The organism is Devosia sp. 67-54 (assembly GCF_001899075.1).
Taxonomy (GTDB): domain Bacteria; phylum Pseudomonadota; class Alphaproteobacteria; order Rhizobiales; family Devosiaceae; genus Devosia_A.
Genome location: NZ_MKVA01000011.1, coordinates 227,263 through 242,579, shown reverse-complemented (window position 1 = coordinate 242,579; position 15,317 = coordinate 227,263). Strand labels below are relative to the sequence as shown.

The window sequence follows — 15,317 nt, the reverse complement described above, 5'->3', positions numbered from 1 at the left end:
TGCTATTCAAGCGTCTTGAGGATCTCCGCCAGCTTGCCGATCAGCGTGTCGATGTGGGTCTTTTCAACGATCAGCGGCGGCGACAGCGCGATGATGTCGCCGGTGGTTCGGATCAGGATGCCGCTTTCGAAGGCCTTCACGAAGGCCGAGAAGGCCCGCTTGGTGGGCGCCCCGGCGATCGGCTCGAGCTCGACGGCGCCGACGAGGCCGAGATTGCGGATGTCGATGACGTGCGGCAGGCCCTTGAGCGAGTGCAGCGCGTCTTCCCAATATTTGCCCAGCTCGCCGGAGCCGCGCGTCAGCAGCCCTTCGTCCTTGTAGGTCTCGAGCGTGCCCAGCCCCGCCGCCGCGGCCACCGGATTGCCCGAATAGGTGTAGCCGTGGAAGAACTCGATCATGTGCTCGGGACCCTGCATGAAGGCGTCGTGGATCTCGGAGGTCACGAGCACGGCGCCCATCGGGATGGTGCCGTTGGTGAGGCCCTTGGCGCACACGATCATGTCGGGCAGCACGTCGAAATAATCGGCGGCGAACGGGGTGCCGAGGCGGCCGAAGCCGGTGATGACCTCGTCGAAGATCAAGAGGATGCCGTGCTTTTTGGTGATCTCGCGCAGCTTCTTGAGGTAGCCCTTGGGCGGGATCAGCACGCCGGTGGAGCCGGCGACGGGCTCGACGATCACCGCGGCGATGGTCGAGGCGTCGTGCAGCGTGACGATGCGCTCGAGCTCGTTGGCCAGCGCCTCGCCGCCCTCCTCGCGCTCGCCGCGGGTGAACTGGTGCTTTCCTGGCGTGTGGGTGTGCGGCAGGTGATCGACGCCGGTGAGCAGCGTGCCGAACATCTTGCGGTTGCTGACGATGCCGCCCACCGAGATGCCGCCGAAATTGACGCCGTGATAGCCGCGCTCGCGGCCGATCAGGCGGAAGCGGCTGCCATCGCCCTTCACCCGGTGATAGGCGAGCGCCACCTTGAGCGCGGTCTCGACCGATTCCGAGCCGGAATTGGTGTAGAGGACGTGGTTGAGCCCTTCCGGCGCGATGCTGACGATGGCGTTGGCCAGCTCGAAGGCCTTGGGGTGGCCCATCTGGAAGGCCGGCGCATAATCCATCTCGGCCGCCTGCTCGGAGATGGCCTGCACGATCTTGGGGCGGCAATGGCCGGCATTGACGCACCACAGGCCCGCCGTGCCGTCGAGCACCTGGCGGCCGTCGGAGGTGGTGTAGAACATGTCCCTGGCGCCCACGAACATGCGCGGCGCCTTCTTGAACTGCCGGTTGGCGGTGAACGGCATCCAGAAGGCGCTCAGATCGTTCGGCGCAACATTTTGACGATTGGACACGCGCAACTCCCTCGCGATTATTTCCTGAGCAATACAGTCAAGTTTGTTGGCGCTTGACGCGGCGATGTGCTACGGGAATTTTTGACCAGTTGGAAAAAGTGTTAGCACTTAGCGGCTGCCGATCAAGGTGAAAATGCTCCCCGAACGACGCCCGATGGACTGCCGCTGATGGCCCCGCCGAGCAAGGTGCGGCCGCGGACGCGCATCCAGCGCGAAAAGCAGGATGTGATCCTCAACGCCGCGCTCGACGTGTTCTCGCTGCACGGCTTCCGCGGCGCCACGATCGACCAGATCGCCGAGGCGGCGGGGATGAGCAAGCCGAACCTGCTGTACTATTTCTCGAGCAAGGAAGAGATCCATCGCCGCCTGCTCGAGGACATGCTCGATCTGTGGCTCGACCCGCTGCGCGAATTCGACGCCGCGGGCGACCCGGTGTCGGAGCTGCGCAGCTACATAAGGCGCAAGCTCGAAATGGCGCGCGACTTCCCGCGCGAGAGCCGGCTGTTCGCCAACGAGATGCTGCAGGGCGCGCCGCACGCCATCGACGTGCTCGCGGGCGAGCTCAAGGCGCTGGTCGACGACAAGGCCGGGGTGATCGAAAGCTGGATGCGCGAGGGCAAGATCACCCGCACCGACCCCTACCATCTGATCTTTTCGATCTGGGCGACGACGCAGCATTATGCCGATTTCGACGTGCAGGTGCGGGCCGTGCTCGGCCCCGCGCGCGGCGGCGAAGGCCGCTTCGAAGATGCGGCGCGCTATCTCGAAAACCTGTTCATGCACGGGCTGGTGCCGAAGGGATAAGGCACGACGCCTGCAGCCCAGCGGAAAGGCCCCCTCAGTCCTTGACCACCGCCAGGACGATCAGTCCCAGCACCGTCACGGCGGCACCGGCGATGATGCTGAGGCTGGGCAGGCCGTGGCCGGCGATGGCTTCGAACAGGATGACGAAGGCCGGGGTCAAATAGCCATAGGCGATGACCTTGGGGGCGGGCAGGCGCAGCGAGGCGAACTGGATGAGGAAGAAGCAGATCGCGGTGGAGCCGATGGCGAGATAGAGGATCACCCACCACACCACCGCCGGCAGATGCAGCCAGTCGGTGGCGAGGATGTCGGGAATGCCGCCGAGGGCGATGCACACGGCGCTGGCGAGCAGCGTCCAGAAGCTCAGCACCAGCGACGGCTCGCCGCGGCTGTAGCGGCGCAGCAGCGGCGTGTAGATCGCGTAGGCGACGCAGCCGACGAAATAGATCAGCTCGCCGCGGCCGACATCGAAGCGCAGGAGCGCCGCGAGGTCGCCGTGAAAGATCACCCAGACGGCGCCGGCGGCGGCGATGACGAGGCTCAGCAGCACCACCAGGCCGGAGCGCTGGCGCACGATGAGCCAGGCGGTCACCGCCGTCATCAGCGGCACCAGCGTATAGACGGCGCTGGTGGCGACCGGCAGCGTCATGCCGAGGGCGATGAACTGGGTGACGAAATAGGCCGCCATCAGCACGCCCATGACGCCGAAGCGCCAGGGTGCCGCGGGAACGACGAAGCGGTTGCGCGCGACGCCGAACGCCACCACGCCCATCAGCGCCGAGGCGAGCAGGAAACGGATGGCGTTGAGCGGGATCGGGTGGATGTAGGGCACCGCCAGCGCGCCCGAGGTGAACGAGCCGGCGATCAGCGCCGAGAACGCCAGCATCGCCGCATGCGCGAGCCAGCGCTCGCGCGGCGCGACCGGCGGGCTCACGAGATGGCGATCACGAGCAGGAAGCCGCCGACGATGGCGGCATTGGTCAGCACCGAGCTCAGATGGCCCTGCCGCTCGGCGCCGGTGAACCGGGTGAAGTTGTGGTAGAGATAATTGGCGGCGATGGTGAAGGCGATCAGCCCGATGGCGCCGATGGCGGGGAAGATGCCGAGCGCCACCGACAGGCCGCCCAGCACCTGCACGGCCAGCGCTACCGCCAGCGACAGGCGCGGCGCTGGAACGCCCTTCTTGTCGAGGATGCCGGTGTGCAGCTCGAACTTCAGCGCATTGCGCACGCCGGCCTGCACGAAATAGCCGCCGAGCAGCAGGCGGCCGACGATGACCAGGACGGCGCCGAGACTCATGTGGTGTTTCCCCCGAAAAACGCCCGCATCGATGGCCGATGCGGCCCGCCGGGTCAAGCCGCCGAGGCGGCCGGAGCGCAGGATAATCGCGCGTCAGGCGGCGTAGCGGCGCGGCGGCAGGGCCGGAACGGCGAGCTCGGTGGCGTTGCCACCGCGGCGCTTGGCGCGATAGAGCGCGGCATCGGCGGCACGCATCAGCGCATCGGGCGAGGCCTCGAAATCGCTGCGCCGGGCGACGCCGAAGCTGATGCCGATATCGACGCTGTGGCCCTCGAGCGACAGCGGCTGCGCCAGCCGGCGGTGCAGCTCGGCCAGGTAGTCCTCGAGGGCGGAAACGGCGCACAGCACGGCGAATTCGTCGCCGCCCAGCCGCGCCGCATCGATGGCGCCGGCCGCCGGCGCCGCCGGCCGGAGGGTGGCCGCCACGTGCTGCAGCACCAGGTCGCCGGCGGCATGGCCGAGCGCGTCGTTGATGGCCTTGAAGCGGTCGAGATCGGCGAGGATCAGCGCGAAGCCTTCGCCCGTGGCGAGGCGCTGCGCCAGCGCTGCCTCGAAAGCCAGCCGGTTGCCGAGCCCGGTGAGGCTGTCGGTCAGCGCCAGATGCGCCGCTTCCCGCCGGCGCTGCTCGAGCTGCCGGCCGAGACGACGGATGTAGAGCGCGACCAGCCCCACGATCAGCGCGAAACCGAAGCCGAGCCCAATGCGGGTTGGCGCCAGATGGCGGAAGGCGTCGCTGCCGAACAGATGCGGCGTCCAGGCGACGACGCGGTCGCCGCCGAGCGCCACCGCCAGCTCGTCCCGCCGCAGCGCGTCGCGCGTGGTCAGGCGCGGTGCGTCGAGGTCGAGCGTGCTGCGCAGCGCGTCGAGCGTCACATAATCGAGGTCGCCGCCATAGGCGGCAACGGTGCGCTCGACCTGCAGCCGCTCATGCGCGATGGAATTGGCGTCGATGACGTCGACCGCCCGCAGCGCCGCCACGATCAGCAGCAGCACGATCAGGATGGTGCAGCCGAGGCCGGCGAGCAGGATCAGCGTCAGGCGCCGGAGCACCTGCCGGTTGCTGTCTTCGGGCGGCACGGCCGCCCGCAAGTCCAGAGTGTCCATGGTCCCACTCGCATTCCCGGGGGGAATGCTTAGGGACGACCCCTTAGTCGGCGGTTTACGCGGCGGGCGCCGCAGCGCCTATGGTGAACGACGCGTTACCGGCCTATTCGGCCGGTTCCATCGCGTCCTTGCGCATGGGGTTGTTAGGATGCGTGGTCCAGTTGGCATATTTGCCGGTGACGACGCGGCCGGTGCGCTCGTCGATCATGCCGGGCTGCAATTCGACCATGGTGATGCAGTCCTCGACCGGGCAGACGTTGACGCAGAGGTTGCAGCCCACGCACTCATTGTCCATCACCTCGAAATGCCGGCGGCCGTCCTTTTCCTTCATGATCGCCTGGTGCGAGGTGTCCTCGCAGGCGATGTGGCAGCGCCCGCATTTGATGCAGAGGTCCTGATCGATACGCGCCTTGGTGATGTATTCGAGGTTGAGGTACTGCCAGTCGGTGACGTTGCGCGACGCCTTGCCGACGAAATCGTCGAGCGTTTTGTAGCCTTTCTCGTCCATCCAGTTGGATAGCCCCGAGATCATCTCCTCGACGATCTTGAAGCCATAGACCATGGCCGCGGTGCAGACCTGCACGTTGCCGGCGCCCAGCGCCATGAATTCGGCGGCGTCGCGCCAGGTGGTGATGCCGCCGATGCCCGAGATGGGCAGGCCCAGCGTGTCGCGGTCGCGGGCGATCTCGGCCACCATGTGCAGCGCGATCGGCTTGGCCGCCGGGCCGCAATAGCCGCCATGCGTGCCCTTGCCGTCGATGGTGGGCATCGGCGCCATGTCGTCGAGGTCGACGGCGGTGATCGAGTTGATGGTGTTGATGAGGCTGACCGCGTCGGTGCCGCCGCTTTTCGCCGCGCGCGCCGGACGGCGGATGTCGGTGACGTTGGGGGTGAGCTTGGTGATCACCGGCATGCGGCTATACTGCTTGCACCAGCGCACGACCATCTCGACATATTCGGGCACCTGGCCGACGGCAGCGCCCATGCCGCGCTCGCTCATGCCGTGCGGGCAGCCGAAATTGAGCTCGATGCCGTCGGCGCCGGTCTCCTCGACCAGCGGTAGAATCGCCTTCCAGCTCTCTTCCTCGCACGGCACCATGATCGAGGCGATCACGGCGCGGTCGGGCCAGCGCATCTTGATGGCCTTGATCTCGCGCAGGTTTTTCTGCAGGTCGCGATCGGTGATGAGCTCGATGTTGTTGAAGCCCATCAACCGGCGGTCGCCGGCCCAGATGGCGCCGTAACGCGGGCCGTTGACGTTGACCACCGGCGGGCCGGCTTCGCCCAGCGTCTTCCACACCACGCCGCCCCAGCCGGCGCGGAAGGCACGCTCGACATTGTATTCCTTGTCGGTCGGCGGCGCCGACGCGAGCCAGAACGGATTGGGCGATCTGATGCCGACGAAGTCGTTGCGAAGGTCTGCCATGTGATCCTCCTAGTAGTTGGAGTTGCGCGCAGTTCGGACTATGTTTGACGTCGTTGAAAGCGGGCGGAGCCAGAAAGAATGAGCGCCGAACACAGCTACACCATTCATCTTCTTCCTGAACCGGAGGGTGGCTTTACCGTCCGCGTGCCGGCTCTGCCCCCGGTGGTGACTTATGGAGAGACATACGAGGAGGCCATGGCGAATGCCCGCGAGGCGATTGAGGCCATCCTTGACGTGTACCGGGAAGAAGGGATCGAAATCCCGCCGGACATTGAGACACGCATCGACAAGCTGACGATCGCGGCCTGAGCCGTGAATGCCCGAAGGCTTCCGGCCGTCAGTGGCAAGGCTGCCGTCAAAGCCTTGCAGCGCGGTGGATTTACGCTGCGCCACATACGTGGCAGTCACCACGTCATGATCCACCCCGGCCCTCCGGGCAGAATGGTCTCTGTCCCGGTACACGCGAACAGGTCGCTTCCAGCGGGCACACTGTTGGGCATCCTGGACGAGGCCGGTTTCACGATCGACGAATTCGTTGCCTTGCTTTGAGGACGGACGAGCTGTCGTTCTCACCGCTCAGCCCATCAAATAGCGGTTGATGCTTTCGGCGGCGTCGCGGCCTTCGGCGACGGCGGTGACGGTGAGGTCGTCGCCGCCGGTGGCGCAATCGCCGCCGGCCCAGACCTTGGGCATCGAGGTGCGGCCCTCGGCGTCGACCTCGATCTTGCCGCCGATGAGGGTGACGCCCTCGCCGTCGGTGGCGAGCATCTGGCCGATGGCCTTGAACACCTGGTCGCAGGCGATGGTGGCGGTCTCGCCGGTGGCAACCAGCCTGTCGCCGTCCACGCGCATGTAGCCGAGCTCGATGCCGCTGACCTTGCCGCCGGCGGTCAGCACGCGGCGCGGCGCCAGCCAGTTGCGGATGTTGACGCCCTTGGCCGCCGCCAGATCCTGCTCGAAGCCGGAGGCGCCCATCTGCTCGCGACCGCGGCGATAGACCATGGTCACTTCCTCGGCGCCCAGGAGCTTCGACTGCACCGCGGCATCGATCGCGGTCATGCCGCCGCCGATCACCACCACGCGGCGGCCGATGGGCAGCGCACCGAGGTCGGAGGCCTGGCGCAGCGTGGCGATGAAATCGACGGCATTGTCGACGCCTTCGGCGTCCTCGCCCTCGGCGCGCAGCGCGTTGACGCCGCCCAGCCCGATGCCGAGGAACACCGCATCGTATCTGCCGGCGAGCTCGGCCAGGCTGAAGTCCTGGCCCAGCGCCTTGCCGGTCTCGATGGTGATGCCGCCGATGGCGGTGACGTAGTCCACCTCGCGCTGGGCAAAGCCGTCGATGGTCTTGTAGAACGCAATTCCGTATTCGTTGAGGCCGCCCGGCTTGGGGCGCGCATCGAAGATGGTGACGGTATGGCCGTGCATGCTGAGCCGGTGCGCGCAGGCGAGGCCCGCCGGACCGGCGCCGACGATGGCGACGTGCCTGCCGGTCTCGGCGCCGCGGCTGAAGAACTGCGCGCCCTCGGCCATGGCGACATCGGTGGCGTAGCGCTGCAGCATGCCGATCTTGACCGGCTTGCCCTCGGCCTCCTCGCGCACGCAGGCCTCTTCGCACAATTGCTCGGTGGGGCAGACGCGGGCGCACATGCCGCCCAGGATGTTCTGCTCGAAGATGGTCCTGGCGGCGCCCAGCGGATTGTCGGTCAGGATCTCGCGGATGAAGAGCGGGATGTCGATCGACGTCGGGCACGCCGTCTGGCACGGCGCGTCGTAGCAGAAATAGCAGCGGTCGGCCTCGACGAAGGCCTCGTGCTCGACGAACGGCGGATGCAGATCGGCGAAATTGGAGACGTACTGGTTCTCGGCCAGCCGCCCCGCCGCAATGCCGTCCTTGAGGATCCCCTCGCCCATCCGCCTCTCCTCCAGAGCGCAAACATCGAACAGGTCAAGAACGGTTGCTGGAACCGTTCCAGACTGGCAACGCTAGCACAGCCGGAAATTTTATCAATTGGTCAAATATTGGCGCCGAGCGGGCCGGGGCGGCGGGCCGTCAGGGCGCCAGATCGTGTCCTGTTCCGACGCTGCGACGGGCTCGAGCGGAAAAATCGCCACGCGCCGGGCGCTGGACGCGTCTTCAAAGAGCTGCCGAAACACATTGTTTCGCCAGCACAATCGAGTCGAAATCGCGACCGATTGTCCTGTGTTTCATGCGCAACAGTTCCGGGATGGATTTGCTCCTGCCCGGATTCGCCCACAATCTCGCCACGGCCCGACATTTAACGCTCACGGGTCGTTAACTAGCGTGAGTAAAGCGTTTGATTAAGCACATCGTTGTTGCCGCCGCCCTCGTCACGGGGTGTTGTTCGTTCGTGACTGGGGACAGTTTCGCCGGCAGCAATCAATGCGGTGGCGCGTCCTGGTATTCCTTGCCCGGACAGAAAACCGCGAGTGGGGAACGGATGAACCCCAACGCCATGACCGCAGCCCACAAGACTTTGCCGCTGGGCTCGGTCGTACGGGTGGAGAACCAGCAGACCGGCAAGGTCATCAAGGTGACCATCAACGACCGCGGTCCCTATGTCAGGGGCCGCATCATCGACCTGAGCAAGGCCGCGGGGCGGCAATTGGGGATCATCCCCGCCGGCACCGGCAAGGTGTGCATCACCCGCGTCTAGCTCCAGTTTCGCAGCAGACAAAACGGGCGTCCCGGTTGCCGGGGCGCCCTTTTCCCGGCGCCGGCGACGCGTCCCGAGCATTTGCAGGCGCCTGCCGTTCAACTAAGAAGAGGCGGGGCCGCTGGGGGCTCGGGGACATGTCTTGAGCAACAGGAGCCGCGCGACCTTGGCGGACGTCGCCGCGCGGGCCGGCGTCAGCCCGGTCACGGTGTCGCGCGCCATCCGCCATCCCGAGATGGTGTCGGACGCCCTGCGGGCCCGCATCGACGCGGCGGTGCATACGCTCAACTACATCCCCAACCACCTGGCGAGCGCGCTCGCCTCCACCCGCACCCACATCGTCGGCGTCGTCGTGCCGTCGCTCACCAATGGCGTGTTCGACGACTATCTCGGCGCCATCCAGGACGTGCTCAACCCGGCCGGCATCCAGGTGCTGGTGTCGAACGTGCGCTATTCCGAGATCGAGGAAGAGCGCGCCATCCAGACGCTGCTCGGCTACCACCCCGAGGCGATGATCCTCGCGGGGGTCGACCAGACCGAGCGCTCGCGCCAGATGCTCCGGAACGCCGGCGTACCGGTGGTGCAGACCATGGACGTCACCGACACCCCGATCGACCTCAATATCGGCCTCGATCACGCCGCGGCCGGCGCCGCCGCGGTGCGCTACCTCTACGATCTGGGGCATCGGCGCATCGCCCACCTCACCGCCCGCGCCGACCCGCGCGCCCGCCGGCGCCACGCCGGCTACCAGCGGGCCATGGACGAGCTCGGCCTGTCCACCAAAGGCCTCGTCGGCGCCTCGCCGCGCCCCTCCGACGTCGCCATGGGCGGCGAGCTGTTCGCCCGTATCGTCGCCGCGGTGCCGGAGGTGACGGCGGTCTTCACCTGCAATGACGATCTGGCGCTCGGCACGCTGTTCGAGTGTCAGCGCCGCGGCATGCGCGTGCCCGACGAGCTGGCCATCATCGGCTTCAACGACCTCGATTACTGCGTCGCGGCGGTGCCGCCGCTGACCTCGGTGTCGACCGAGCGCCAGCAGATGGGCACCTGGGCGGCGCAGGCGATCCTCGACATCATCCGCGGCTCCGGCCGCCGCCCCAGGCAGCCGCAGATCGACGTCGGCTTCTCCATCAAGGCGCGCGGCAGCACCGTACGCGCCGCCTGAGGGCGCGGCCGCGGTGGCGAGCGGGCGGTGCGGACGACGTCAGTTGCCGCCGCCGAACAGGCCCTTGAGCATGTCGCCGATGGTCTTGGGCGAGCGTTTGGCGGGTTGCGCCGGCTGGGCGCCGGTCAGGTCGGTGGGGGCGGGCTGGCCGTCGGGCAGCGCGCCGGTGCCGCCCGGCTGGCCGTCGCCGGCGGCCAGCGCCCCGATCGGATCGTTGGGCTGCAGCTCGGAGGCGGGCACGGCGGCGGAGGACGCGTCAGGCAGGTTCTGCGGGGTCAGGCCCTGATGCGCCTTGGCCATGAAGTCGGACCAGATCTGCGTTGGCACCGAGCCGCCGGCCAGGGTGGTGGGGGTGTCGTCGTCGTTGCCGAGCCAGACGCCGGTGACCATGCGCGAGGTGAAACCGACGAACACCGCGTCGCGCGCCTTCTGGCTGGTGCCGGTCTTGCCGCCGATCTGCCAGCCGGCGAGCTTGGCGTGCTTGCCGGTGCCGATGTCGAGGGCGGTCGAGAGCATGTCGTTCATCTCGCCGACCACGGTGGGCGAGATGACCTGGCCGGGGCCGGCCGGCGAGGCCTCGTACAGCACCTTGCCGCTGGCGGTTTCGATGCGGGTGACGACATTGGCGATGACGCCATTGCCGCCATTGGCGAAGGGCACATAGGCCGAGGTGAGCTCGAGCAGCGACACCTCCTGGGTACCGAGCGCGATCGAGGGCACCGGCTGCAGCGGCGAGGAGATGCCGAGACGCTGCGCCACCTCGACCACCTTGTCGGGGCCGACAATCCAGGCGAGCTGGGCGGCGACGGTGTTGCGCGAATAGGCCAGCGCGTCGCGCAGCGTGATCGGGCCCATGAATTTGTTGTCGGCGTCGTTGGGCGACCAGCCATTGATGTTGATCGGCGCGTCCTGCGACATGGTGTCTGGCGTGTAGCCCTTCTCCATCGCCGCCATGTAGACGAAGGGCTTGAAGGTGGAGCCCGGCTGCCGGCGCGAGGTGACGGCGCGGTTGTACTGGCTCTTCTGGTAGTCGGCGCCGCCGACCACGGCGCGCACCGCGCCCGAGGTATCGACCGCCACCAGCGCGCCCTGGGTGAAATGGTATTTCGGGCCCTGCTCGGCCACCGCCTCCTTGACCAGGAATTCGGCTTCCTTCTGCAGGTCCCAGTTGATGGTGGTGTAGACGACGATGTCTTCCTTGACGTCGCCGATATAGGACTGGACGATCTGCTCGACCCAGTCGGCGACATAGGATTCCGAGCCCGCGACCTTGGTGCGGATGTCCTGGCCCGGATCGACGGTGGCGGCGTCGGCCTCCTTCTGGCTGATATAGCCCTGGTCGGCCATGGCCTGCAGCACCAGCTTCTGGCGCGCCTCGACCAGCTTGGGGTCGCCCTTGGGGTTGAGGCGCGACGGCGCCTGCATGGAGCCGGCGAGGATGGCTGCTTCGCCCAGCGACAGATTCTTGGCGGATTTGCCGAAATAGGTCTGCGAGGCGGCCTCGATGCCGGTGGCGTTGTTGCCGAAAAACACCCGGTTCAGATACAGGTCGAGGATCTGGTCCTTGGTGTAATTGTGCTCGAGCCAGAGGGCGAGCAGCGCCTCCTGCACCTTGCGGCCGAGGGTCTGGTCGGGGGTGAGGAACAGATTCTTGGCGAGCTGCTGGGTGATGGTCGAGGCGCCGCGGGTGACGTGGCGGGCCTTGAGGCTTTCGACCGCCACGGCGCCCAGCCCCCACACGTCGATGCCGAAATGCTGGTAGAAGCGCTTGTCCTCGATGGCGATGAAGGCCTCGGGCACGTAATCGGGCAGATCGGCCAGGGCGACGGCCTCGCCGCCCATCTTGCCGCGGTTCGACATCATCTGGCCGTCGGCGGCGACGATGCGGATGTTGGCCGGGCGCTCGGGCACCGCCCAGGTGCTCACCGCCGGCATCTGCATCCAGTAGTAGTAGACCACGCCGGCAACGCACAGGGCGCCGACGATGCCGAGGGTGGCCACCCAGTAGATCAGCCGGCCGAACAGCCGCCACAGGCTGAAGGATTTGCGCTGCTTGCGGCCGCGGGGCTGCTTCTTCTGCGGCTTGGGGGCGCGGCCGCGGCGCGGCGGCTCGTCGTCGTCATAGGCATCGGCGGCGGTGAAGAAGCCGCCGCCAAATCCCGGTTCGACCCGTTCGCCCTTCCTGGGCTTGCGGGGCTTTGCCGCCGGTTTCGCCTTCGCCTTGCGGCCACGCTGCGCGCCGCCGATGCGATCCTCGGGCGAAATCTCGAAATCCATGAACAGAGCCCCGATTGTCCGTAGGTCACGGTTGCCCCGAATACGCGGGGAACGACCGGCCGCGAATCCGCACCGGCCGGGCAGCCGACCAACCCCACCGTTCTTGGAGTCAAATGTGGCCGGTTTATGTGAACCCGACCAGCCTGCTTAGCCCTGTGCTTGCCGGGCAACAAGGGGCGGCGGCCGGTTTGGGGCGGCTATCGACAGCCGGACGGCGCTATTGGGCGGCCTGATAGACGAAGGCATTGGGCCGGACGGCGACGATGATGGCGCCCTCGGCCCATTCCCGGAACTCCGGGTCCTGCCGCAACTGCTCGATGGTCCGCGGCGCGGGCGGGCCGCCGGGCCAATCCTCCAGGGCAAAATCTAGCGCAACGGCGCCTTCGCGCAATACGGCCTCGAACGTATCTTCGGCCGAGATGACGCCTGGCACGTCAGGAAACGAGATGCCGTAACTGGAATCGGGGTCCTTGTGGACGAGGCCGATATAGAACCGGTCGCTCATTGCGCTTCCCCTTCGGCCATTGTGCCTGCTTGTAGATCGAAAACACCGTGCCAAGCGGGATGTCGCGGCGCGGGTGCTGTACGCTTACGACGCGACCGTCGGCATGTCGGAACTTATGGTGCGATCCCACAATGTGCACCAACACGAAACCATCCTGCTCCAGCCGCTTGATGATATCGCGGCTGTTGCGCAGCATCAAACGTCCAGATTGGCGACGTTGAGGGCATTGTCCTGGATGAAGTCGCGGCGCGGCTCGACGAGGTCGCCCATCAGCTCGCTGAACAGGCGGTCGTGGTCGTCGCTGTCCTTGATCTCGACCTTGAGCAGGGTGCGGATGTTGGGATCGAGCGTGGTCTCCCACAATTGCTCGGGGTTCATTTCGCCCAGGCCCTTGTAGCGCTGCAGCGAGATGCCCTTGCGGCCGGCGGCTGACACCGTGGCGTAGAGCGAGGACGGCCCGAAGATCTCGCTGGTCGCGTCCTTCCTGGTGAGCGTCGCCACACCGGCGAAGACGTCGCCGGCCCGCTCGATCATCTGCCGCATCTTGCGGGCGTCGGCGGAGGCAAGCAGATTGGCATCGAACTCGTGCGTCTCGGTGACGCCGCGCACGGTGCGCTGGAACACCAATCCACCCTGGCCGTCGGGCTCGCCGGTCCAGCCGCGCTCGACCTCGTCGGAGATGCGGTCGAGCCGGGTGGCGATGCGGCGGCCGATCTCGCCGGCGCGCGCCGGATCGGCGACGGCGTCGGGATCGAGGGCGCCGACGATGGCGGCCTGCTCGAGGATGGAGCGGCTGTAGCGGGTGTTGAAGGTCTCGATCTGGTGCACGATGTCGCGCGCCTGATGCACGATATCGAGCAGGTCCTGCCCGGTGTGGACCGAGCCGGCAGCGGTCCTGAAGCTGGCGTCGTCGACGCCGCCCTGGATCAGATAGTCTTCGAGCGCGCGCTCGTTCTTCAGATACTGCTCGGACGAGCCGCGCTTGACCTTATAGAGCGGCGGCTGGGCGATGTAGATGTGGCCGCGATCGATGAGCTCGCGCATCTGCCGGTAGAAGAAGGTGAGGAGCAGCGTTCTGATGTGGGCGCCGTCGACATCGGCGTCGGTCATGATGATGATCTTGTGGTAGCGCAGCTTGTCGATGTTGAACTCTTCGCGGCCGATCGAGGTGCCCAGCGCCATCACCAGATTGCCGATCTGCTCGGAGCCGAGCATGCGGTCGAAGCGGGCGCGCTCGACATTGAGGATCTTGCCGCGCAGCGGCAGCACCGCCTGGTTGGAGCGGTCGCGGCCCTGGGTCGCGGAGCCGCCGGCGCTGTCGCCCTCGACGAGGAACAGCTCGGACTTGGCCGGGTCCTTCTCCGAGCAATCCTTGAGCTTGCCGGCGAGGAAATTGACGTCGAGCGCCGATTTGCGGCGGGTGAGCTCGCGCGCCTTGCGCGCCGCCTCGCGCGCGGCGGCGGCTTCGGCCACCTTGCCGACGACGGTGCGGGCTTCGGCCGGATGCTCCTCGAACCATTCGGCGAGCTTTTCGTTGACGACGTTCTCGACCACCGGACGGACCTCGGAGGAGACCAGCTTGTCCTTGGTCTGCGACGAGAATTTCGGATCGGGCACCTTGACCGAGAGCACGCAGGTCAGCCCCTCGCGCGCATCTTCGCCCGACAGCGTCACCTTCTCGCGCTTGAGGATGCCGGAGGTTTCGGCATAGGTGGTGACCTGGCGCGTCAGGGCGCCGCGGAAGCCAGCGAGATGCGTGCCGCCGTCGCGCTGCGGGATGTTGTTGGTGAAGCACAGCACGTTTTCGTGGTAGCTGTCGTTCCACCACATCGCCACCTCGACGGTGATGCCGTCCTTTTCCTGCATCAGGTAGATCGGCGCTCCAATCAGAGCCGTCTTGGCGCTGTCGAGATAGCGCACGAATTCGGCGAGGCCGCCTTCGTAGTGCAGCTCGACCTCGACCTTCTCGGGATGGCGCAGATCGCGCAGCACGATGCGGACGCCGGAATTGAGGAAGGCGAGCTCGCGCAGGCGGTGCTCGAGCGTCTTGAAATCGAACTCCACCATGGTGAAGGTCTGCGGCGACGGCAGGAACGTCGTTTCAGTGCCGGAGCGGCCCTCGTAGGTGCCGGGCTGCTTCGACGGGGTGTAGGTGCCGGTGACGGCGAGCGGGGCCACGGCATCGCCGTGACTGAACTCCATCTCGTGGACCTTGCCGTTGCGGCGGACCTTTACGCGCAGCCAGGTGGAGAGGGCGTTGACCACCGACACGCCGACGCCGTGCAGGCCGCCCGACACCTTGTAGGAGTTCTGGTCGAACTTGCCGCCGGCATGGAGCTGGGTCATCACCACCTCGGTGGTGGAAATGCCCTCGGTGGGGTGGATGTCGGTGGGGATGCCGCGGCCGTTGTCGATGACCGTGCAGGAGCCGTCGGCATTGAGCTGCACCGTCACCAGATCGGCGTGGCCGGCCAGCGCCTCGTCGATCGAATTGTCGACGACCTCGTAGACCATGTGATGCAGGCCCGAGCCGTCATCGGTGTCGCCGATGTACATGCCGGGGCGCTTGCGCACCGCGTCGAGGCCCTTGAGGACCTTGATGGAGTCGGCGCCGTAATCTTCGGCGGAACTGGGCACTGGGGTGGCTGCGGGCGTGGTCAATCAGGCTCCGAATCAGGCTCGAAAACCGCTTTCGAGCGGTCTAGATCATTGGGGAGGGATA

15 protein-coding genes are annotated in these 15,317 nt (G+C 66.8%); 5 read left to right on the top strand and 10 right to left on the bottom strand.

Annotated elements, in window-relative coordinates; genetic code table 11:
* Positions 1 to 2: 2 nt before the first annotated feature.
* Positions 3 to 1,337 (bottom strand): aspartate aminotransferase family protein, encoded by a 1,335-nt coding sequence (locus tag BGO82_RS18010; protein WP_291307006.1) that lies wholly within the window; start codon positions 1,335 to 1,337, stop codon positions 3 to 5.
* A gap of 168 nt (positions 1,338 to 1,505) precedes the next feature.
* Here BGO82_RS18010 and BGO82_RS18005 point away from each other — a divergent pair, with 168 nt between their 5' ends.
* Entirely contained in the window at positions 1,506 to 2,141 is a 636-nt protein-coding gene (locus tag BGO82_RS18005; protein WP_291307005.1) for a TetR family transcriptional regulator C-terminal domain-containing protein, read from the top strand.
* Between the two features lie 34 nt (positions 2,142 to 2,175).
* Here the strand turns inward: BGO82_RS18005 and BGO82_RS18000 are convergent, their stop codons facing one another.
* The 4 genes from BGO82_RS18000 to preA form a co-directional block, all read right to left on the bottom strand.
* On the bottom strand, positions 2,176 to 3,075 hold the full coding sequence (locus tag BGO82_RS18000) for a DMT family transporter (protein ID WP_291307004.1): 900 nt from the start codon (positions 3,073 to 3,075) through the stop codon (positions 2,176 to 2,178).
* Positions 3,072 to 3,440 carry a DoxX family protein gene (locus BGO82_RS17995; protein ID WP_291307003.1) on the bottom strand — a complete coding sequence of 123 codons (369 nt, stop codon included), beginning with the start codon at positions 3,438 to 3,440 and terminating at the stop codon, positions 3,072 to 3,074. Before BGO82_RS17995 ends, BGO82_RS18000 begins: the two co-directional genes overlap by 4 nt.
* Before the next feature lie 93 nt (positions 3,441 to 3,533).
* Positions 3,534 to 4,544, bottom strand: coding sequence for a GGDEF domain-containing protein (locus BGO82_RS17990; RefSeq protein ID WP_291307002.1), 1,011 nt, complete (start codon positions 4,542 to 4,544; stop codon positions 3,534 to 3,536).
* Between the two features lie 103 nt (positions 4,545 to 4,647).
* Complete coding sequence (preA, locus tag BGO82_RS17985) at positions 4,648 to 5,970, bottom strand: NAD-dependent dihydropyrimidine dehydrogenase subunit PreA (RefSeq protein WP_291307001.1); 1,323 nt, start codon at positions 5,968 to 5,970, stop codon at positions 4,648 to 4,650.
* Between the two features lie 78 nt (positions 5,971 to 6,048).
* On the opposite strand from preA, the gene BGO82_RS17980 reads away from it, so the two are divergent.
* Both BGO82_RS17980 and BGO82_RS17975 read left to right on the top strand, forming a co-directional pair.
* Complete coding sequence (locus BGO82_RS17980; RefSeq protein WP_291307000.1) at positions 6,049 to 6,279, top strand: type II toxin-antitoxin system HicB family antitoxin; 231 nt, start codon at positions 6,049 to 6,051, stop codon at positions 6,277 to 6,279.
* A gap of 3 nt (positions 6,280 to 6,282) precedes the next feature.
* The gene (locus BGO82_RS17975) at positions 6,283 to 6,519 is read left to right on the top strand and encodes a type II toxin-antitoxin system HicA family toxin (protein WP_291306999.1); all 237 of its coding nucleotides are present in this window, start codon (positions 6,283 to 6,285) and stop codon (positions 6,517 to 6,519) included.
* Positions 6,520 to 6,546: 27 nt separating this feature from the next.
* Here the strand turns inward: BGO82_RS17975 and BGO82_RS17970 are convergent, their stop codons facing one another.
* On the bottom strand, positions 6,547 to 7,884 hold the full coding sequence (locus BGO82_RS17970; protein ID WP_291306998.1) for an NAD(P)-dependent oxidoreductase: 1,338 nt from the start codon (positions 7,882 to 7,884) through the stop codon (positions 6,547 to 6,549).
* Between the two features lie 458 nt (positions 7,885 to 8,342).
* Between BGO82_RS17970 and BGO82_RS17965 the strand changes: the two genes are divergently transcribed.
* Positions 8,343 to 8,648 (top strand): septal ring lytic transglycosylase RlpA family protein, encoded by a 306-nt coding sequence (locus tag BGO82_RS17965; RefSeq protein ID WP_291306997.1) that lies wholly within the window; start codon positions 8,343 to 8,345, stop codon positions 8,646 to 8,648.
* A 166-nt stretch (positions 8,649 to 8,814) separates the two neighbouring features.
* Positions 8,815 to 9,813, top strand: a complete 999-nt coding sequence (locus tag BGO82_RS17960; protein WP_291306996.1) for a LacI family DNA-binding transcriptional regulator — start codon at positions 8,815 to 8,817, stop codon at positions 9,811 to 9,813.
* A 39-nt stretch (positions 9,814 to 9,852) separates the two neighbouring features.
* On the opposite strand, the gene BGO82_RS17955 is transcribed toward BGO82_RS17960, so the two are convergent.
* The 4 genes from BGO82_RS17955 to gyrB form a co-directional block, all read right to left on the bottom strand.
* Entirely contained in the window at positions 9,853 to 12,090 is a 2,238-nt protein-coding gene (locus tag BGO82_RS17955) for a PBP1A family penicillin-binding protein (protein WP_291306995.1), read from the bottom strand.
* Between the two features lie 217 nt (positions 12,091 to 12,307).
* Positions 12,308 to 12,595, bottom strand: coding sequence for a type II toxin-antitoxin system HicB family antitoxin (locus BGO82_RS17950; protein WP_291306994.1), 288 nt, complete (start codon positions 12,593 to 12,595; stop codon positions 12,308 to 12,310).
* Positions 12,525 to 12,791 carry a type II toxin-antitoxin system HicA family toxin gene (locus tag BGO82_RS17945; protein WP_366246976.1) on the bottom strand — a complete coding sequence of 89 codons (267 nt, stop codon included), beginning with the start codon at positions 12,789 to 12,791 and terminating at the stop codon, positions 12,525 to 12,527. Before BGO82_RS17945 ends, BGO82_RS17950 begins: the two co-directional genes overlap by 71 nt.
* A complete protein-coding gene (gene gyrB / locus BGO82_RS17940; RefSeq protein ID WP_291306993.1) occupies positions 12,791 to 15,256 on the bottom strand; it encodes a DNA topoisomerase (ATP-hydrolyzing) subunit B in 2,466 nt (821 codons plus the stop codon). The genes BGO82_RS17945 and gyrB overlap by 1 nt, the downstream gene beginning before the upstream one ends.
* Between the last annotated feature and the right edge of the window lie 61 nt (positions 15,257 to 15,317).